Raw genomic sequence first — 20,103 nt, 5'->3', positions numbered from 1 at the left:
CGGCGGCCGGGCCGCGAGCGCTCCTCACTCCGGCGCGATACCGCCTCCGGGGTCGCCCGCGCGGCCGGTCCGGACTCCTGGTGCGGCGGGCGACGCGGGGGGTTCGTCGATCGTCACGGAGTTGTAGAAGCGTGCACTCGCGGTGGTGAGACGGACCAATGCGCGACCGGGACCCGCCGGCAGGGCGGAGACCAGGCGGGCGCCCTGGGCCAGTCCCCACACGCCGAGGCGGGACGAGGGGATCAGCGTCTTCGCCGCGCTCAGCGCGACCGCGCGGCTGCCGCGCACGTGCTCCGCCATGACGCGCTCGTAGGAGGGAAAGGCACGCTGGTGGTCGCCGTCGGCCCGCGCCAGCTCGCCGGCGAGGACGTACGCGCCCACGACGGCCAGGGTCGTGCTGCCGCCGACGGCCGGACCGGGGCAGTAGCCCGCGTCGCCGACGAGCGTCACCCTCCCCCGCGACCAGGTGTCCATGCGGAGCTGGGTGATCGAGTCGAAGTAGAACGCCGGGGTGCGGTCGAGCTCGTCGAGCCAGCGGTCCACCTCGGCGTGCAGGCCGGCGAACGCACCGCGCAGCAGTTCCTTCTGCCGGGGCACGTCGCGGTGGTGGGGGTCGGGCTCGCGCTCGCCGCGGAACAGGAACAGCGCCCGGGCGTCGCCGAGGTGCCGCGCGCCGTACATGCCGGCGGTGCGGCCGACGCCGACGTGCATGCGGAGCTCGCCGTCGAGGCCCGCGGCGTTCGGCAGGCTCAGGACCCCGAAGTACGCCCCGGTGAAGTAGCTGAAGCGGGACTCCTCACCGAAGACGAGGCGGCGCACGGTGGAGTGGAGCCCGTCCGCGCCCACGACGAGATCGAAGCGGCGCGGCGCGGCGTTCTCGAACCGCACCTCGCCGTCGGGCGAGATCGCGGTGATCGAGTCGCCGAACACGTACTCGACGCCGTCGCGTGCGGCGTCGTGGTAGATGTCGCTCAGGTCGTCGCGCATGATCTCGACGTGCCGGTCGGAGGCGGCGCTGAAGATCTTGGAGAGGTCCGCCCGGACGGGACGCCGTGCGCCCTCCGGGTGGACGGTCAGCCGGGTCGTGCCGGTGGCCCGCTCCTCGACGCGCGGGAGCACGCCCATCCTCTCCGAGATGGTCATCGCGGGCCGGAACAGGTCGACCGCGTGGCCGCCGGTCCTGCGCAGGGCGGGTGCGCGCTCGACGACGGTGACGGAAAAGCCGTGCCGGGTGAGCCAGTAGGCCAGGACCGGACCGGCGATGCCGGCGCCGGAGACGAGGATCCGCATGGCACCACTCCTTTCCATTCAGAACGCCCGCACGGTGTGGAGCGCGGTGAAGGCCAGCAGGGAAGTGGCGGTCCGCGGGGGATCCTCCAGCAGGGGCGAGTGCCCGAGGCCGGGCAGCAGCTCGACCTTCGCGCCCGGAACGGCGCGGTAGTCGGAGGCGGAAGAGGAGCGCCACCGGCGGTCGTCCGCACCGAAGATCACCAGGAGCGGCTTGCCCAGGACCGCCAGCCGATCCGGCAGCCCGCGCTGCTCCAGGTAGGAGCGGGTGGCCCGCATCGTCTCGATGAGCGTGTGCCGGGTCATACCCCGTACGTCGTCCAGCAGCTCTTCCGGGATCCGGTAGCCCGCACGGCTGAAACCGGTACGCGCGAACCCGCGGAGCTGCTCGTCGGTCGGCGGCCACTGCGACAGGTCGATCGCGGCGGACTCTGCGATGAAGGCGCCCAGGCCGGGACCGGTGTTGACGAGCACGAGCGCGGTCACCAGGCCGGGCAGCCGTTCGGCGAGGGCGGTGGCGACCACGCCGCCGCTGGAATGACCGGCGACCACGGCGTGTGCGACGCCGAGCCGGTCCAGTGCCAGGCCGACCCGGCGCGCCTGGTCCGGGATCGCGTAGCTGCGGTCGGCCGGTTTGGCCGACCGGCCGTGCCCGAGCAGGTCGATCCGGATGACGCGGTGAGACCCGGTCAGCAGCGCAACCATCGGGTCCCACGAGCGGGCCGAGGAGGCGGTCCCGTGGATGAGCAGGAGTGCGGGGGCGTCGCGGGGGCCGTCCTGGCACACGTGGATGTCGCCGTCCTCCAGCGACAGGATGGAAGTCTCGGTGGGCTCGGAGCCGCCGCCCACAGGTGAATCACCGTCAGAAGCTGTCATGTGCCCACTGTGTCCCGCAGTGTGCGGTGGTGGATTGGACGAATGTTCCCCCGGTCGGCCCGCCGTAGCATGGGACGATGCAGACGTTCGCGCACGGTGCGGCGCTGTGGGGCGTCGAACGCCCGTGGCGTCCCAGCCGGGTCACCGGTGTCACCATGGCGGGGTTCCGTGTCCGCGACCTGGACGCGCTCCGGATCGTCCCGCACCCGGCCGTGACGCTCCTCCTGGAGTTCGGCGACGGTTCACCCGTCGTCGACCGCGCCCCGGGGCAGCAGCAGCGGGGAAGCCTCGTGGCCGGACCCGGCCTCGGGTCCGCAGGCGCGGTCCGGGCGCGGGGAGAGAACGTCGCGTGCGTGCAGGTGCGCCTGTCCCCGGTGATCGCACGGGCGGTTCTGGGCGCCTCCCCCGCCGAACTCGATGGCGCCGTCGTACCGCTGGGCGACCTGTGGGGCCGGGAGGCGTCACGGATCCGCGAGCAACTCCGCGAAGTCCCGTCCTGGCAGGACCGCTTCGCGTTGGCGGACGCACTTCTCGTCCGCCGGCACGAGGCGGGACCGCCGGTGGACCCGGAGGTGGCCTGGGCCTGGCACCGGATCGTCGCCGGCCGCGGCCTGGCCCGGGTCGACGCACTCGCGGCCGAGGTCGGATGGAGCCGCAAGCGGCTGTGGTCCCGGTTCCGCTCGCAGCTCGGTCTGCCGCCCAAGCGCGCCGTGAGGCTGGTCCGCTTCGACCATGCCGCCCACCGCCTGGTCGCGGGTGAAGGCGCGGCCCGCGTCGCCGCCGACACCGGCTACGCCGACCAGTCCCACCTGCATCGGGACGTCATGGCCTTCACCGGGGCCACCCCCGCGACCGTGTCCGGCGAGCCGTTCCTCGCCGTCGACGACCTCGCATGGCCCGCCCCGGGGAGCACCGCCACGCCCAACCCCCCAACGGCCTCAGGCAGTTTCGCCGACCGGAGATGAGACGGCCACCGCCGGGCCGCTGCGCCCACCTGGTCACCGCGGCCACCACGTTGCGACCACCAGGCTCCGGACGCACGAAAGGCCGCCCTCTCCTAGTGGAGAGAACGGCCCCCCAACTGGGCCCCAAGAGACACCACATGACCCTCGGGCCCCTCCAGGTAGCACTGGTCGTCGGCGAAAGCCGCCGCACCGTCGACACCGGCGGGGAAGGTGGTATCGCCGTCCTGGAGGAGCGAGCGCCAACAGCGGTCTTGTGGACGACCTCCCTGGTCCGTCCGAAGTTGGGGACGGCGTCGATGCCAAGTGCCCGCAGAGAGCTGACCTCGGTGTACACGTCGCTACCGGAGGCGAGCACGAAGCCGGCCTTGCCGCCGCGTACGGGTGCCGTCGGCGGTGGAGAGGCGGTTGGCGTCCAGCACCTTGCCGCTGCGCACCGAGACCAGCCGGTAGGAGGCACTACCGGCTGGTCTCGGCCTGCTACTCCTCCTACACGAACAGGAAGTACGGCACGAGCACGGCGGGCACACCGAGCGGCAGACCGTTGGCGCTCCAGCGACGGCGGTGACGCCCGCGGCGCCCGCCGGCTGTGGCGTTCTTCACCAGGAGGTGTCCTCCTTGCACATCACCGTGGATCAGGCAGGTCAGCGCTGCAGGGTGAGGACACCCGGCCGGTACGGCAGTCGGTCGTAGGGGCCGCCCGCGTCGGGGGACTTGCCCTGGTAGAGGAACTGCAGGTTGCAGGGGTCGATGGTCATGGTCTGGTCGGGGTTGTTGCGGACCAGGTCGCCGTGGCTGATGTCGTTGGTCCAGCCGGCACCGCTGTTGGCCTTGCCGGCGAAGGGGTTGCTCTCGCTGGCGGCCTGCGGGGTCCACGAACCGCTCAGGCTGGAGGCCGTGAACGAGCGGAAGTAGCGCTGCTCATTCGCACCCCGAGCCTCGACGATCATGAGGTACTGGTTCTGGCCCTGGACCTTGTAGACCTGCGGCGCCTCGAACAGGTTCTTCGCCGTGTCGCTCATGACCGTCGTGTACGACGAGCCGAAGCTGCCCGGGAAGTTCCCGATCGGCATGCTCGCCCGGTAGATCTTGCCGTTGTCACCGGCGAAGAACAGGTACATGTTCTGGTCATCGGCGATCAGGGTCTGGTCGATCGGGCCGGTGCCGGAGTCGGGGAGGCTCCCGGTGAACAGCGGCTGCGGCGCGGACCAGCCGTTGGGGTTGGTGGGGTCGCTCGACAAGCGGTAGCTGAAGGGCGACGCACCCCACTGGTACGCCAGCACCCAGATCTTCTTCGGCGCGAAGTAGAACAGCGTGGGCGCCACCGCGTTCTGGTTCATCTTGGTCTGGCCGGCCGACGCCATGTCCGACCAGTTCGTGAAGGGACTGAACGCCATCGAGCCGTACGAGGTTCCCTCTGCGCTCGACGCGTAGACCAGGTGCTTGCCGTTGTGCACCACGTGGGTGAAGTCCTTCACCGCGGCCCACCCGTTCGACGGTTGTGCGAGGGCACCCGTCGAACTCCACTTGTACGTCGAGGGAAGAGCGCACGTGCCGCCGCCCGTCCCGGACGGGGCGGTCCACTTCTGGTTGTCGACGGACGCGCAGGAGTACAGCTGGATCTTGGTGCCGTTGGCGGTGGCCGCGCCGACGGCGTCGAGGCACAGCCCGGACTGGACGCCGGTGATCGTGCCGTTGGTGTTGATTTTCCACTGCTGGTTGGTGCCGCCGTTGCAGTCCCAGATGACCACCTTTGTGCCGTTGCTGGTGCCCTTGGCCATGGCGTCCAGGCACTTGTTGCCGTAGATCGTCAGCTGCTTGCCGGAAGTGTAGGTCCAGCGCTGGTTCGTCTGTCCGTTGCAGTCCGACAGCTGCGCCTGGGTGCCGTTGACAGGGGCGGAACCGTTGATGTCGATACAACGACCGGAGGGGACGCCCTTGATCTGCCCGGTACCGGTTCCGCCGGGCGTCCCGCCCGGGCCGGTACCGGAGGCGGCCTTGAGGGCGTTCATGACGGTGGTGTAGGCGGCCTTGGGGTTGCCGTTGCTGTCGAACAGCAGGGGGCTCTCGCCGCTGCGCCAGGAGTCGCTGTCACGGATGCCCCACACCGTGATGCCGGTGCACCGGGTCACGGACAGGCAGGCGTTGACCGCGTTGGCGTAGTGGGTGGACGACGCCTGGGCGATGTCCAGCTCGGTGATCTGGACGTCCACGCCCAGGGCGGCGAAGTTGGACAAGGTGGTCTGGAAGCTGGACGGCGGGCCGCCGGTCCCGAAGTGGCTCTGGAAGCCGACGCAGTCGATCGGCACGCCGCGGGACTTGAAGTCCCTGACCATGCTGTAGACGCCCTGGGTCTTGGCGTCCGTCCAGTTCTCGATGTTGTAGTCGTTGTAGCAGAGCTTGGCCGAGGAGTCGGCCGCCCTGGCGGTGCGGAACGCCTCCTCGATGAAGCCGTCGCCCAGCACGTTCTGGAACACCGAGCTGCGGTGCCGGCCGCTGCCTCCGTCGGCGAAGGCCTCGTTGACCACGTCCCAGGCGTAGATCTTGCCCTTGAAGTGGGTCATCTCGGTGGTGATGTGGTTGTTCATCACGCTGCGCAGCGTGCTCGCGTCGCCGATGGAGCTGACCCAGGACGGGAGCTGCGAGTGCCAGACCGTGGTGTGGCCGCGCATGCGCTGGCCGTGTGCCATGGCGCGGTTGACGATCTGGTCGGCGGGGCCGAAGTTGAAGTTGCCGCGGGACGGTTCGATGGCGTCCCACTTCATCTCGTTCTCCGGGGTGATCATGTTGAACTCCCGGTCCGCTATCGCGGCGTACTTCGAGTCCCCGAGCCTGCCGGCGGCCACGGCGGTGCCGAAGTACCTGCCCGAGGGGGCCGCCTGCGTACCCAGGGCGGCGGCTCCGGCGGAGCTGGGCAGGAGCGTCAGGGCACCGGCCACCAGCGCCGCGGCCGACAGTCCTATCACCGCTGTTCGGCGACGCCGGCCGAGCCGGTGCATGCCCTTCATGATTCTCCTCGGGGGCTGCGAGTCGCCCTGGGTGCCGTGATCGTGCGCGCATCGGCCAGTACGGCCTGATCCGTCGCGGGTCGGGTGCGGGGCAGGGCGTGGGCCCGTTCCTGCCTGCCGATCGCCCGGGAGGCGTGGGTGTGTCGCGTCATGGGAGCGGCTTTCTTCAGGGGATACGTCAAGGGGGAAAGCAGGGGGACCTGCCACGCCGACCCGTCACGGTGAGCGGCGGGAAAAGCGCCCCACACAATGGAGGCTTCCGAACTCACGGCCTCGTAACAGAAAAGTGGCGCCGCCCGGATGATTGCCCGGTGATGCATCGCGCGGGCGAAAAGCGTTATGCCAAGCCCTGCGTTCCGGTCGTCCGGTGGAAAGGCGCCGCCCTGATCACCAGCGAGGTGTCATCGGTGGCGGTCGCGGTCAAGGAGCGGTTCTCAGGCCCAGGGCCTTCGCATGACGAAGGAAGCCTGGTCGGCGAAGGCCCGAGTGCCGTCGGGCCCATCGAGCCAGATGCCGCCGTCGCGGTGGCGGAGGACGGAACCGGGATAGTTGTGCGCGTGCAAGGTCACCGACCCGGCGACCGCCCCGGGGTGCGGACAGAAGGTGGCGTCCTCACGGAACAGTTCGCTGCCGTCGTTGGTGCTCAGCCGTAGCCGCAGATCACGATGGCGCAGATAGCGGCCGTCCGCGGCGAGGAAGGTGACGCACCGTGTGTCGGCCAGCCCCCCGACGACCGTGAAGGTGACCCGCTGCCGTGTCTGCGCGCTGCTGGACGCCGAAACTCGGCCGAGCGTCGCGAAGTCGCCGGCATACGTGAGGTACAGGGAGGGCTCGTCCACGGACTCCAGCGACTGTGCGCCCAGCGGAACAGTGCCCGCGACGGCCGACGGACTCACCGGGGACGGTCCGGCCGACGTGGTGGTGCGCGACGGGATCGGCGTGGGATTGCCGGTCGTGGGAGCGGCGATGGCGCCGGGCACCCGATGCGCCGGTTCGGGCCAGGTCACGTACGTGGCGGTCCCGGTGACGAGGACCGCGCCGGTGGCGAGGGCCACCAGCGGATGAGCGGTCACCGCGTGGAGTTTGCCGATCAGGACGCTGTGCAGACTGCCTCCCCCCGTCGCCGCGCCCACGGCGACGGGTGCCGTGGCCAGCCCGGCGGCGCCGACCGCCGTACCCGACAGCAGGCCCTTGGCGGCCAGCGCGGCGATGAGCCCGGCCGGGACCGCCAGCGGGGCGAGGCTGAGGAGCAGCCGCTCGACCGGAACCCGTTCTGTCGTCGTCGCCGCGCAGACCGGGCATCCGCGGGTGTGCCGCGCGATCCGCTTGCGCCACACCGACGTACGGAGACCGTCCCAGCCGATGACGGCCTCGTCCAACTGCGGACAGCGCGGGTCGGCCTCCAGCGCGGCGACGATCGTCCGGCTCAGTTCCAGCTGCTCGCGCATGCGTTGCAGGCGCACTCCGACGTGGGCGACCGTGAGCCCCGTCGCGGCGGCGATGTCGTCGCGGCTCAGCGAGCCGGCGCCTTCCTGCCACCACAGCGACAGCAGCGCTCGATGGTCCGGGTCGAGCCAACGGCCGGCTTCGACGACCTGACGGCGCTCGTCCGACACATGCAGACGCAGAATCGTCATGTCCCCGGGTTCGGCGCCGGCGTCCGGTATCTGGTGTGCCTCGTCGATGACCGTGCTCCGGCCGGCGAAGGCGCGCTGCCGGTGCCGGTGGTTACTGATCTGGCGGAGCGTGATCGAGACCAGCCAGGACCGGAAGCTCTCCGGAGCACGCAGGGCAGGCAGGTCGCGCACCACGCGCAGCAGGGTTTCCTGGACGACGTCGTCGACGTCGGCATGTCCGCTCAGCGCTCGCCCGACGATGTTGTAGAGCAAGGGCAGGTACGCGGCGATCAGCTCCTCGCGTGCCCGATCGTCACCAGCCTGCGCCGCGACAACCAGCCCCGCGTGGTCCGCATCCATGAGTCTCATGCCCACCTCCTTCGACCGCGGCCGGATGTTCGCCGCGAAGGGCGTCAGCTGGTGCGGCTCCGGGTGTATCCGCCAAGCCGCCGTCTTGGATCGCGCCGAGAGGCTCCTGGAGGAGGCGATCGGCTTGCGCCACGAGGCCCCTGACTCCTCGGACGGAACCTGGCCGGTCCTCACCGTGCCGGGGTGAACCTTCCCCAGACCGCGACGGAGCCGCCCGAGGTCTGCGTTTCGACGCGGTAGCCGTCCTCCGTGGCGTTGCGCACGCCGGTGGCGTGGTTGTACTGGCCGGCGAATTCATGCTGCCCGGTCGGCACGGTACGGCCCGGTTTGAGGACCCAGCGGTAGACCAGCGCCCCGCCGGCCTCCTGGACGGTGACGATGAAGTCTTCACTCGGCAGGGTGCGCCAGTTGCCGGTGTTCTGCACGCCGCCGGTTTGGGCGATGCGCAGTTCCACGGTGAGCGAGGTGAGCGGCTGTGTGGTCTTGAGAGTGAGGTTGCTCTGGGCCCAGTAGACGGTGCTGTGCGGATCCACCGAGCCGTCCGACGACAGGGGCCCGTTTTGAACCCGGCTGCTGGGCAGCGGAGTGGGGCGCGGGCCGACCGGGGCCGTGGTGGTCGGAATCGGGGCCGGGGCGGCGGGGGTGGTGGGAGCCGACGGGGTCGGACGGGAAGGAAGCGTCGGGGACGGGGTCGCGGGGGTGGTGGCGCTGTCCGACGGTGGCGGAGTCCGGACGATGCCCGCGACCGCGAGACCACCCGTGGCCAGGGTGGCGGTGATGGCGAGGCCTGCGAGGGCGGCCTTGGGCCAGGATCTCGCGATGGACGGTGTGCGGTGACGGACGGTGCCGTCGGCCGCCCCGCGTTCCACGCGGGCCAGCATCCGGGCGCGATCGGGCTGGTGGGCCACGGCGGCGTCGCGCAGCCGGCGGGTGATGTCCTCGTTCACCGGCTCCTCCTCCCCGCCACCAGGTCGCCGACCGCTCGTGTGCCAAGTATCCGTTCCAACTCGGCCATTCCCTTCGAGGTCTGGCTCTTGACCGTACCGACCGATATGCCCAGCGCCGCCGCGGTGTCCTTCTCCGACAGGTCGAAGGCGTGGCGCAGCACCACGCACGACCGCTTCCGGAACGGCAGCCGGGCGAGCGCCGTACGTACGTCCAGCACGGCCGCCACGTCCGGCCCCGCCACCTGCTCCGGACTGCGGGACCAGAACAGCGCGATCCGGCGCCGCTCGCGCACCGCACTGCGGATCCGTTCCCGCGCCATGTTGGCGACAACGCCGCGAGCGTAGGCGAGCGGGTGGTCAGCCTTCCGAAGCCGGTCCCAGCGCTGCCACAGGGCGACCAGGGCATCCGCGGCGAGGTCGTCGGCCGCGTCCGTCTCGCCGGTCAGGAGATGGGCCAGACGGGCCAGTTCGGCGTAGTGGCGTTCGAAGAAGTCGTGAAACTCCGCGGACGCGTCATGAAGGAGCATCTCCCCCGCTCGCCCTCTCCCTGCTATGTGCGCGTTAACAATCGGCTTGAGCGTAACAGTGCCCGTCACCGCGGCCGGACAGTGGCCGACCGCGGGGGCAGAGCCGTGACGGTGGGTGGACGGCACGGTCAATGCCGGGCGAACTGGACGCGGGTCTGTTGCGCGACGTCCGGCTTCAGTGCGATCCCCTCAACGGTCAGTCGTTCTCCGTAGAGGTCGGTGACCCTGATCGCTCCGCCGCATCCGCTGCCGTCGGTGGAGAGGAAGTAGTTGTAGTCGGTGCGGGGCAGCTTCCGCCAGCCGCCGGCGGTCCGGAGTTCGAGCACCGCCACCGGGTTCCGATGCCCGATCACCTGGACGCCGCACCAAGAGCGGCTGGACCCGGTCTTGTACCGGATGGAGAGCGTGTCGGGTGCGGCTGGGCTCAGCAGCGTCCAGGTGATCGGGATCCGGCCTAGTGAGGGGTTCGCGAGCTTGGCGAAGGCCTGTTGGCTGAGGTCGAGTTGCCCCGGTGCGCAGGGCAGGGGGCACTCGTTGACGATCCGCACCGTGATGGAGTTCCCGTTGGCGGCGCGGACCCGCACGTACGCCCCGCACGCTTTGGCCGACTCGTAGTCGGTGTGGTTCATCGCCGCGATCATGAGATCACCGGACGGTCCGTACAGACAGGCACCATTGCCGTCACCCGCGGCATAGGAAGTCGCGACTCCCTGGTAGCTGACCGAGGGCTTGATCCGTCCCGCCGAAGAGGCCGGCGACTCCGTGCGTGCCGGGCTGGAGGCCGAGGGCGTCGGGACACCGGCGGCTGACGGCGGGGGCGGGCTCGTGACCGTCGGCTGCGTCGATGCGGTCGCGGCGCCGGCCTCTGCTGCCGGCGACGCGGAACTGGACGGTGCGTTCGCTGGGGCAGCCGCTACGGATGCTTCGGTGGGAAGCCCGGCACCGGACCGGCTCCCGGGGAGGAGCGTGAGGGCCAGGCAGGCCAGCGCACCGACGGCCATCACCGCCAACGGGATGCCGGCGGCCGCCCCGCGTCTGCTCCGCGGCCGCGGCCGCGGAGCACCGTGTTTCGTTGTCCTCATGCCCATCCGTTCGGTAGATCGAGTCGACGTCGCACTTCTCAGTGGTCACCGAAGGCGAAAAGGTTGCCGCTCCGGTCCGGTGCCGATGTCGCCGAGACCGGGGCGGGCGCCGCGCACGACCGCCCGCCCCGGGTCCGGGGCGATCAGGACACGTCGCCGTACACCACGCCACGGCCGTAGCCGCCCAGGTAGACCCGGCCGTACACGTCCGGGTCGCCGATGATGACGGAGATGACGCTCCCGCCGAACTGGTGCTGGTCGTCGTTGATCCGGACCCAGGTCGAACCGCCGTCGATGGAGCGGAACACCCCGGTGACGCCCTTCAGCGTCCCGCTGAGGTAGAGAGCCTGGCAGGTGGCGCCCGGGGCGGGCTTGCCGAAGCCGACACCGTACGCCTGCTGCACGCCGGCGAGCTTGTCGAAGCTCGCCCCGCCGTTGGTGGAATGCAGGAGTCCGTTGCTTCCACCTGTGATCCACAGGTCACCGGCGATGCCCGGGACCGCCTTGAGCTGTCCGTCACCCAGGCCGGTGGCCCGGGCGGTGAAGCTCTTGCCGCCATCGGCGCTGGCGTACAAGGTGCCGCCCTTGAGGGCGTAGAACGTGTTCGCCGACGAACGGTCGGCCACCACGGCCGAGTCCGCGGGCAAACCGGAGGCGGCCGTCCAGGTCGCGCCGCGGTTCGCCGAGTGGAACGGCCTCTGGCCCGCGGGCGTCCAGACGACGGCGGCGCCGTCCGCCGAGACCGCCACGGCCCCGCCGCCCGCTCCGCGCACGGGTTCCCCGGCGAACGGCGTCCAGCCGGCCCCGCCGTCGGTCGAATAGGCGCCGTGCTGCTCGCCACCGAGACCGACCCGGACCACGAACCCCGGCTTCGCCTGGGCGAAGTCGATGCCGGTGGTGTTGGTGAACAGCGGTCCGGAGAGTGCTTTGGCGGGTGCCTTGGTCAGGTCCTCGTGCCGGAATCCGCTGACATCGCCGAGCGCACTGATCAACGGGAGGCCCGGGGGCTTGATCAGCCCGAGGACCGCGGTCTCCTCCAGCCCCTTGGCCGGGACCGTCCAGTGCGTGGCACCCCCCTTGTCCGCCGCGGTCACGTCGTTGCTGCCCCATATCCCCGACCCGGTGCCGTACAGCACGTGCCCGGAGTCGAAGGGGTTGATGGCCAGCGCGCCCATCCAGTGCCCGATGCCCGTGCCGACGTACGGCGCAGCGGAGTTGTCCCGCACCGAGGACGCGCCGAGCGCCTTCCAGGAGGCGCCGCCGTCGGTCGACCGGTACACCTCGTCCGAGGGCCACCAGCGGTCCATTGTGGTGACCATCACCGTGGACGGGCGCTGCGGATCGACAGCCAGCCCGGCGAAGCCGTAACCACCACTGGACGGTGAAATGTTCTTCCAGGCCCCGGTGGACGGCGTGTACTTCCACACGGAGCCGGCCGTCACTCCGTTCGGGCCCGGGGCATTGGTGTACGTCAGATACAGCGAGCCGTCACCGGACAGCACACCGTGCTGCGGCAGCTGCCCTGTGGGCTGGCCGGACACGGCCTGCCAGCTGCTGCCGCCGTCGGTGGAGCGGTACAGCGAGGTGGTCTTGTCGGCCACCCCGACGTAGATCGTCCGGCTGCCGACCGGGCCGAAGGTCACGAAGGACAGGCCGACGCCGCTGCTCGCACCGTCCTTGACGGGGAAGGCGGCGACCTGGCTCCAGGTCACGCCGTAGTCGGTGCTGCGCCAGAGCCCGTTCTTGCGGGTGCCCAGGTAGAGCGTGCCGTGGTTGGCGGGGTCCACCACCAGCCGCTCGCCCATGGACCGGCCGTCCTCGTTGCCGCCCAGTTTGAACGGCAGGTCGGTGCGCTGGAACGTCTTGCCCTGGTCGGTGGAGCGGAGGATCGCGCCGTTGCCCGCCCAGTCGTTGGTGTAGGTGCCGCTCGCGAGGTACAGGCGGTTCGGGTCGACGGGGTCGGTCGCGAGGCTCTCGATCCCGAGCAGGTTCCAGTCGGAGCCACCGATCCAGTCGGTCAACGAGGTCCACTGGGCGGCGGTCGCGTCCCAGCGGTAGGCACCGCCGATGTCGGTCCGGGCGTACAGCAGGTCCTTGCGGGCGGGGTTGAAGACCAGCCCGGTGACGAACCCGCCACCGACGATCTGCGCGTTGTGCCAGCTGTACCTGCCCGAGCCGGCCGCCTTCACCAGCTTCCACTGCTGGTTGGTGCTGCCCCGGTCGGCGTACTGGATGAGCGGCACCCCCTCGGCGGTGGAGCCGCCCCACACGTCCAGCACCATGCCGTTGCTCCGGGAGACGAACTTCACCGCCCCATCGCCCACGTCCTGCATCTTCCACTGCTGCGTGGCGGAACTGTGGTCGGTCTGCTGCTCGACGGCCGCCGCGGACTCCTTGGAAGCGCCGCGCACTCCGAGGACCTTGTGGCTGCTGCGGTTCTCCACCTCGTAGTAGCCGTCCCCCGCCTGCCTCAGCCGCCACTGCTGACTCGCGGCACCTGCCACGCGGCTCGCCTGCCGTATCCAGACGCCGTCCGACGTGTCCGCCCCCGGCACGTCGAGCACCTTGTCGCTGCGGACAGAGGTCAGCGTGTAGTAGGCGTCGGCATCCACCGTCGCGGCGTTCGAATCGGCCTGCACGAACAGCAGGTACGGGCCGAGGACTCCGGGCACGCCCAGCATCAGGCCGATCGTTATCCCGCGCCGGCGGTGGCGCCCCCGCATACGCCGCTCGCCACCAGCCGCGGCCTTGCGCCGGCTGCGGCCGTCCGCCGTGGGATCCGTCTCGTTCATGGGGGCTACTCCTTGCTTCGGCCCTGCCCCGTACAACCGCTGAGGTCAGCGGTGTGCGGCGGCATACGGCGGGAGATCGGGCGTCGTGGGTGTGATCGCCTTCTGGTGTGCCCGTCAGTTGCCGCCGCTCCGGAGAAGGTTGCCGCCCGCCGCAGTCCGGGACCGGGCCGGCGCCGCGGCCGGTGCCGCGCTGTTACTGATCAGATACTCTCCGTTAACCCTCTTGGTCGAACTGCAGGCCGCCATATGGACTGCCAGGTCTCCTGGGGGAGGCTGCGTGAGAGCCGCTCGGTTGCGGCTCGCAGATCGAGCAGGGCGGTCCTGCCGGAGTCGCCGAGAACGGAATGCAGCGGGAGGCGAAGGCGGGGTCGGAGAGCGCGGCGACGTTGCGAAGCGGGCCGGGACTACGGAGGCGAAGGACGTTGCGCGGACCCGCAAGCTGCACAGGCCATGTGATCGCGAACAAATACACTCTCGTGAGCACTCATGAGACAGTCGTAAGGTCTGCGAAGCCCTGCGCCATCGGCCGGATCCCGAGAGCGGTCCAACCGCCGAGCGCCGTCACTCGTAGGCACTGAGCGGCTGCGATCCGCACTGGTACGACCGATGAGGGGGCCTTGAGTGGGAACTGCAAGCACCGAGCCGGAGTCCCGCCAGCCCGTGATGGCGGATGTGGCGCGGGTCGCCGGCGTGTCCCACCAGACCGTGTCACGGGTACTGAACGGTGCCCCGCACGTCCGGCCCGACACCCGGGACCGGGTACTCGCCGCCATCCGGGAGCTGGACTACCGTCCCAACTCGGCAGCCCGCGCGCTGGTCACCCGCCGCTCCCAGACCCTGGGGGTGGTCAGTTTCGGCAGCGCACTCTACGGGCCCGCCTCGATGCTGGACGGGATCGAGCAGGCCGCGCGCAGTGCGGGGTACTTCGTCAGCGTCGCCAGCCTGCGTTCGCTGGACAGCCGCTCTGTACAGGAGGCGGTGGACCGGCTCCGCGACCAGGGCGTGGAGGGCATCGTCGTCATCGCGCCGCAGATCTCGGCGGTGAGCGCGGTGGCGAAGCTGTCCAGCGCGGTGCCGGTGGTCGCGGTCGGCTCGGGCAGCCAGTCCCGAGTGCCGATGGTCGCCGTCGACAACGAGTCGGGCGCGCTGGCAGCCACCCGGCACCTGCTCGACCTCGGGCACGCCACGGTCCACCACGTCGCCGGCCCGTCCGGCTGGCTGGAGACCAAGACCCGACAGGACGGCTGGCGCAAGGCCCTCCAGGCCGCCGGCGCGGAGGTGCCACCGGTACAGAGCGGCGACTGGAGCGCGAGGTCCGGGTACGAGGCCGGACTACGGATCGCCGAGGATCCTCTGGTCACGGCGGTCTTCTGCGCCAACGACCACATGGCCCTCGGCCTGCTGCGCGCGTTCCATGAGGCGGGACGGGCGATTCCGGGGGACATCAGCGTGGTCGGGTTCGATGACATTCCCGAAGCCGCTTACTTCGCCCCACCGCTGACCACCGTGCGTCAGGACTTCGGTGAACTGGGACGCCGCGCCCTTGAGCTGCTGGTGGAGGAGCTGACCGGCGTCGGCCACGCCCGCAGCCACGTGCTGATCTCGCCGGAGATGGTGCTGCGGCGCAGTGCCGGCCCGGTGGCGCGTCGATAGCCGGCAGCCCGCGGAGGCCTGGTCAAGATTGGGTAACGGCATGGCGGCCCCCTTGTCCCGGGAATTGTGAGCGTTAACAATCTCACTCAAGCGGAACGGCACCGCTACATCCCGTTCACACGGACGGCACGGACCGCACCACCGCCTGCACCAACGCCGCAGCAGGCGCCCACCGCCCCCGACGGTGTTTCCACCGCCTCCCGCGCCGGTCGGCCTGCCTGGTCCATCGGCCCTCGGTCGATCCGTCCGCGCCGAGAGCGGCCTCCCCACTCCATCGAGAGGAATCCCACGATGTCCAAGAGAGCTGCGGCGGCCCTGGTCGCCGGCACGATGGTCGCCGTTCTGTCCGCTTGCGGTTCCGGCGGCGGCTCTGCCGGCGACAAGGGCTCCGGAGGGCCGCTCACCGTGGGCTTCTCCCAGGTCGGCGCGGAGAGCGGGTGGCGCACCGCCAACACCAAGTCCGTACAGGATGCGGCCAAGAAGGCCGGGATCACGCTGAAGTTCTCCGACGCCCAGCAGAAGCAGGAGAACCAGATCAAGGCCATCCGCTCGTTCATCCAGCAGAAGGTGGACGTCATCGCCTTCTCGCCGGTGGTCGAATCGGGCTGGGACACCGTGCTCAAGGAGGCCAAGGCCGCGCACATCCCGGTCGTGCTGACGGACCGCGCGGTGGACTCCAAGGATGAGTCGCTCTACACCACCTTCCTCGGCTCCGACTTCGTCGAGGAAGGCAAGAAGGCCGGCGACTGGCTGGTGAAGGAGTACCAGGGCAAGAGCGACCCGGTGAACATCGTGGAGCTGCAGGGCACCACCGGCTCGGCCCCGGCCAACGACCGCAAATCGGGATTCGCCGACGTCATCAAGGCGGACCCCAAGTTCAAGATCACGGCCTCCCAGACCGGTGACTTCACACGCGCCAAGGGCAAGGAGGTCATGCAGGCCTTCCTGAAGTCCCAGCCGAAGATCGACGTGCTCTACGCGCACAACGACGACATGGCACTCGGCGCCATCCAGGCCATCGAGGAAGCCGGCAAGAAGCCCGGCACCGACATCAAGATCATTTCGGTCGACGGTGTCAAGGACGCCTTCACCGCGATGAGCCAGGGCAAGATCAACGTCCTCGTCGAGTGCAACCCCCTCCTGGGCGACCAGCTGATGGACCTGATCAAGAAGGTCAAGGCCGGGGAACAGGTGCCGCGCCGGATCAAGACCGAAGAGGGCGTCTTCACCCAGGACCAGGCCGCGGCCGCCCTGCCGACCCGCCAGTACTGACCGGCCCGGTGACCGGGGGCTGCCCGGATCCGACCCGGCCGGCCCCCGGCCGCGACCACGAGAGGAGGGGCGGATGCCTGCGCACCGTGCACAGCACCCGGTCCTGGAAGTACAGGGGATCCGCAAGGAGTTCCCGGGCGTTGTGGCGCTGGACGGGGTCGACTTCCGGCTCTTCCCCGGCGAGGTGCACGCCCTGATGGGTGAGAACGGCGCCGGCAAGTCCACGCTGATCAAGGTGCTCACCGGCGTCTACGCGTCGGACGGCGGCGAGGTCATGCTGAGCGGCCGGCCCGTGCACATCCCCGGCCCGCTGCAGGCGCAGCAGGCCGGGATCAGCACGGTGTACCAGGAGGTCAACCTCTGCCCGAACCTGTCGGTCGCGGAGAACATCCTCATCGGCCGTGAACCGCGCCGCCTCGGACTCATCCACTGGTCGGCCCTCCGTCGCCGCGCCGCAGAGCTGGTCGCCGGCCTCGACCTGGACATCGACGTCACCGCCCCACTGGGCAGTTACTCGATCGCGGTCCGGCAACTGGTCGCGATCGTCCGGGCGGTGGACGTCTCGGCCAAGGTGCTGATCCTGGACGAGCCGACCTCCAGCCTGGACCGCGACGAGGTGGAGCAACTGTTCACGGTGATACGCCGGTTGCGAGATCAGGGCGTGGCGATCCTGTTCGTCTCGCACTTCCTGGACCAGATCTACGAGATCTGCGACCGGATGACCATCCTGCGCAACGGCAAGCTGGAGGGTGAGTACCCGATCAGTGAGTTGAGCCAGGTCGAACTGGTCGCCCGCATGATCGGCGGCGAACTTTCGAGCCTGGAGAAGCTGTCGGGCACCAGTCGTCACGATCCCGTCGCCGAAGCCGGAACCACGCCGTTCCTGAGCGCCGACGGCCTGGGTCGCACCGGCGCGATCGAGCCGTACGACCTCACCCTCCGGGCCGGTGAAGTCGTCGGCTTTGCCGGGCTGTTGGGGTCAGGGCGAACCGAGGCGGCCCGCCTGCTGTTCGGTGCCGACCGCAGTTCCCAGGGCTCGGTGCGGATCGAGGACGCCACCGTCGCGCTGCGCACGCCGCGCGCCGCGATCTCGTACGGGATCGCCTTCTGCTCGGAGGACCGCAAGAACGAGGGTCTGGTGGCGGAGTTGACGGTACGCGAGAACATCATCCTGGCCTTGCAGGCGGCCCGCGGCTGGACGCGTCCGCTCTCCCGATCCAAGCAGGACGAGATCGCGCTGCGCTGGATCCGGTCACTGGACATCCGCCCGGACAACCCCGAGGCGCTGGTGCGACATCTCAGCGGCGGCAACCAGCAGAAGGTACTGCTGGCCCGCTGGCTGATCACCGACCCCAAGCTCTTGATCCTCGACGAGCCGACCCGGGGCATCGACATCGGCGCCAAGGCCGAAATCCAGAAGTTGGTGGCCGCGCTGGCCCGGGACGGCATGTCAGTGCTGTTCATCTCGGCCGAGCTGGAGGAAGTTCTGCGGCTCAGCCACCGGGTGGGCGTGCTGCGGGACCGCCGGCTGGTCGCCGAGCTGCCGAACGACGGATCGCTCACTCCCGAGCACATCATGGCGACGATCGCGAGCGGAGCCCGGTCATGACCAAGCACCGCCTCTTCTGGCCCGCCACCGTGCTCGCGGCCCTGCTGCTGGCCAACGTGCTGTTCACCCCGGACTTCCTGGCGATCCGGGTCAAGGACGGGCACCTGTACGGGAGCCTGATCGACATCCTCCACTTCGGCGCTCCGCTGATCCTGGTGGCGCTGGGCATGACGCTGGTCATCGCGACCAGCGGCATCGACCTCTCGGTCGGCTCCACCGTCGCCATCGCGGGCGCGCTGGCCTGCCTGCACATCAGCGGCGCGGCCGACCCGGCAAGCCCGGGCACGGTGTTCGGCGCCGTCGCCATCGCCCTGGCGGTGGCCCTCGTCCTGGGGCTGATCAACGGCGTACTGGTGGCGGGGGTCGGTGTCCAGCCGATCATCGCCACCCTCATCCTGATGGTGGCCGGACGCGGTGTCGCCCAGCTGGTGACGGACGGCCAGATCGTCACCGTCACCAGCGAGCCCTACAAGCTGATCGGCGGCGGCTACTGGCTCACCATGCCGTTCGCGATCCTGCTCGCGGTCGTGGTGGTGCTGCTGACGTCGCTGCTGACCCGGCGTACGGCGCTCGGGCTGCTGCTGGAGTCGGTCGGCGGCAACCCGGTCGCCAGCCGCCTGGTCGGCATCCGGGCGATGGGCCTGATATGCCTGGTGTACGTCTTCAGCGCGCTGTGCGCCGCGCTCGCCGGGCTCATGATCAGCTCGAACGTCTCCAGTGCGGACGGCAACAACGCCGGGCTCTGGATCGAGCTGGACGCCATCCTCGCCGTGGTGGTCGGCGGCACCGCGCTGACCGGCGGGCGGTTCTCGCTCGGCGGCACGGTGATCGGTGCGCTGATCATCCAGACCCTGTCCACCACCGTCTACACCATCGGCATCCCGCCGGAGACCACCCTGGTCTTCAAAGCCGTCGTGGTGATCGCAGTCTGCCTGATCCAGTCACCCGCCTTCCGGGCCAAGGCCGCGCGCCGAAGGGCCCGGACCGGGCGCGGCACGAGGCCGCGTCCGCTGACGACAGAGAACACGGAGGTGGGGGCATGAGCGCGATCACGGCAGCGCGTGGCCGCGCGTACATCCCGCTGCTGGTCACATCGGCCCTGCTGATATCGATGTTCGGTGCCGGATCCGTCCAGTACGACGGATTCTTCTCCGGGCAGGTGCTGCTCAACCTGCTCATCGACAACGCTTTCCTGCTGGTGGTCGCCGTCGGGATGACCTTCGTGGTGCTGACCGGAGGGATCGACCTGTCGGTCGGCGCGATGGTCGCACTGTCGACGATGGTCTCCGCCTGGCTGGTGGAACAGCACGGCTGGCCGCCGTTGCTGGTGATCCCGCTGGTCCTGGCGGTGGGGACGGGCGCCGGGCTCGGGATGGGATGGGTGATCCACTCCTTCGAGATCCAACCGTTCATCGTGACGCTCGCCGGCATGTTCCTGGCCCGTGGCCTCTGCTACACGATCAGCATCGACTCGATCTCCCTCACCGACCCTGCCTATACGGCCTTCGCCCAGACCCGGATCCCCCTGCCCGGCGGCCTGTTCGTCTCGCCGAGTGTTCTGATCGCGGTAGGTGTGCTGGTGATCGCATTCGTGGTCCTGCACTACACACGGCTGGGCCGGAACGTGTACGCGCTGGGCGGCAGCGAGCAGTCGGCCCGGCTGATGGGGCTCCCGGCCGGGCGGACGAAGATGGCCGTGTACGCCGTCAGCGGCTTCTGCTCGGCGCTCGGCGGAGTATTGCTGACCTTCTACATGCTCTCCGGCTACGGGCTCCACGCGGTGGGACTGGAGCTGGACGCGATTGCGGCCGTGGTGATCGGCGGGACGCTCCTGACCGGAGGCTCCGGATACCTGCTGGGGACCGCGCTGGGGGTGCTCGTGCTGGGCCTGATCCAGACCGTCATCAGCTTCCAGGGCACGCTCAGCTCGTGGTGGACCAGGATCGTGGTCGGCGGCCTGCTGTTCGTCTTCATCCTGCTCCAGCGCCTGATCGCCGGCCGTCGCGAGGTCTGATCGGCATTAAAGCGAGCCCGGCCGTGACGGACCGATTATCAGCGCCAACAATCCCCCGGACGATGCCCCGGCGGCATCGCTGCGCCCTC

The 20,103-nt window shown here is 70.0% G+C and carries 15 protein-coding genes; 7 read left to right on the top strand and 8 right to left on the bottom strand.

All coding sequences use genetic code 11. From position 1 onward, the window contains the following. Nucleotides 1–24: 24 nt before the first annotated feature. Together ABZ128_RS15250 and ABZ128_RS15245 are read right to left on the bottom strand one after the other, a co-directional pair. On the bottom strand, nt 25–1,290 hold the full coding sequence (locus ABZ128_RS15250) for an FAD-dependent monooxygenase (RefSeq protein ID WP_356848658.1): 1,266 nt from the start codon (nt 1,288–1,290) through the stop codon (nt 25–27). An 18-nt stretch (nt 1,291–1,308) separates the two neighbouring features. Continuing rightward, nucleotides 1,309–2,163, bottom strand: coding sequence for an alpha/beta fold hydrolase (locus tag ABZ128_RS15245; protein WP_356848656.1), 855 nt, complete (start codon nt 2,161–2,163; stop codon nt 1,309–1,311). Between the two features lie 77 nt (nt 2,164–2,240). Between ABZ128_RS15245 and ABZ128_RS15240 the strand changes: the two genes are divergently transcribed. Next, on the top strand, nt 2,241–3,128 hold the full coding sequence (locus ABZ128_RS15240; RefSeq protein ID WP_356848655.1) for a helix-turn-helix domain-containing protein: 888 nt from the start codon (nt 2,241–2,243) through the stop codon (nt 3,126–3,128). Nucleotides 3,129–3,769: 641 nt separating this feature from the next. On the opposite strand, the gene ABZ128_RS15235 is transcribed toward ABZ128_RS15240, so the two are convergent. Both ABZ128_RS15235 and ABZ128_RS15230 read right to left on the bottom strand, forming a co-directional pair. Continuing rightward, nucleotides 3,770–6,133, bottom strand: coding sequence for a non-reducing end alpha-L-arabinofuranosidase family hydrolase (locus tag ABZ128_RS15235; protein ID WP_356848654.1), 2,364 nt, complete (start codon nt 6,131–6,133; stop codon nt 3,770–3,772). Nucleotides 6,134–6,567: 434 nt separating this feature from the next. After that, the gene (locus tag ABZ128_RS15230; protein WP_356848652.1) at nt 6,568–8,118 is read right to left on the bottom strand and encodes a sigma-70 family RNA polymerase sigma factor; all 1,551 of its coding nucleotides are present in this window, start codon (nt 8,116–8,118) and stop codon (nt 6,568–6,570) included. Between ABZ128_RS15230 and ABZ128_RS15225 the strand changes: the two genes are divergently transcribed. Continuing rightward, nucleotides 8,108–8,305, top strand: a complete 198-nt coding sequence (locus ABZ128_RS15225; RefSeq protein WP_356848651.1) for a hypothetical protein — start codon at nt 8,108–8,110, stop codon at nt 8,303–8,305. The genes ABZ128_RS15230 and ABZ128_RS15225 overlap by 11 nt on opposite strands. Here the strand turns inward: ABZ128_RS15225 and ABZ128_RS15220 are convergent. The 4 genes from ABZ128_RS15220 to ABZ128_RS15205 form a co-directional block, all read right to left on the bottom strand. Next, nucleotides 8,289–9,065 (bottom strand): hypothetical protein, encoded by a 777-nt coding sequence (locus tag ABZ128_RS15220; protein WP_356848649.1) that lies wholly within the window; start codon nt 9,063–9,065, stop codon nt 8,289–8,291. The genes ABZ128_RS15225 and ABZ128_RS15220 overlap by 17 nt on opposite strands. Continuing rightward, nucleotides 9,062–9,592 carry a SigE family RNA polymerase sigma factor gene (locus ABZ128_RS15215; RefSeq protein ID WP_356848648.1) on the bottom strand — a complete coding sequence of 177 codons (531 nt, stop codon included), beginning with the start codon at nt 9,590–9,592 and terminating at the stop codon, nt 9,062–9,064. The genes ABZ128_RS15220 and ABZ128_RS15215 overlap by 4 nt, the downstream gene beginning before the upstream one ends. Nucleotides 9,593–9,720: 128 nt before the next feature. Next, complete coding sequence (locus ABZ128_RS15210) at nt 9,721–10,593, bottom strand: expansin EXLX1 family cellulose-binding protein (protein WP_356848646.1); 873 nt, start codon at nt 10,591–10,593, stop codon at nt 9,721–9,723. A gap of 224 nt (nt 10,594–10,817) precedes the next feature. Continuing rightward, complete coding sequence (locus ABZ128_RS15205; RefSeq protein ID WP_356848644.1) at nt 10,818–13,466, bottom strand: RICIN domain-containing protein; 2,649 nt, start codon at nt 13,464–13,466, stop codon at nt 10,818–10,820. Nucleotides 13,467–14,129: 663 nt separating this feature from the next. Between ABZ128_RS15205 and ABZ128_RS15200 the strand changes: the two genes are divergently transcribed. The 5 genes from ABZ128_RS15200 to yjfF all read left to right on the top strand — a co-directional run bounded on the left by ABZ128_RS15200 (nt 14,130) and on the right by yjfF (nt 20,014). Next, entirely contained in the window at nt 14,130–15,119 is a 990-nt protein-coding gene (locus tag ABZ128_RS15200; protein WP_356848746.1) for a LacI family DNA-binding transcriptional regulator, read from the top strand. Between the two features lie 291 nt (nt 15,120–15,410). Then, a complete protein-coding gene (locus ABZ128_RS15195; protein WP_356848643.1) occupies nt 15,411–16,391 on the top strand; it encodes an ABC transporter substrate-binding protein in 981 nt (326 codons plus the stop codon). Nucleotides 16,392–16,464: 73 nt separating this feature from the next. Next, the gene (locus tag ABZ128_RS15190; protein ID WP_356848641.1) at nt 16,465–18,000 is read left to right on the top strand and encodes a sugar ABC transporter ATP-binding protein; all 1,536 of its coding nucleotides are present in this window, start codon (nt 16,465–16,467) and stop codon (nt 17,998–18,000) included. Beyond that, on the top strand, nt 17,997–19,043 hold the full coding sequence (locus tag ABZ128_RS15185; RefSeq protein WP_356848639.1) for an ABC transporter permease: 1,047 nt from the start codon (nt 17,997–17,999) through the stop codon (nt 19,041–19,043). Before ABZ128_RS15190 ends, ABZ128_RS15185 begins: the two co-directional genes overlap by 4 nt. Then, nucleotides 19,040–20,014 carry a galactofuranose ABC transporter, permease protein YjfF gene (gene yjfF / locus ABZ128_RS15180; protein WP_356848637.1) on the top strand — a complete coding sequence of 325 codons (975 nt, stop codon included), beginning with the start codon at nt 19,040–19,042 and terminating at the stop codon, nt 20,012–20,014. The genes ABZ128_RS15185 and yjfF overlap by 4 nt, the downstream gene beginning before the upstream one ends. Nucleotides 20,015–20,103 lie beyond the last annotated feature (89 nt).

The sequence above is a fragment of the Streptomyces sp. NPDC006326 genome (assembly GCF_040612915.1).
GTDB lineage: Bacteria > Actinomycetota > Actinomycetes > Streptomycetales > Streptomycetaceae > Streptomyces.
The sequence above is the reverse complement of the archived record's forward strand: the minus strand, read 5'-3'. Positions and strand labels throughout refer to the sequence as shown.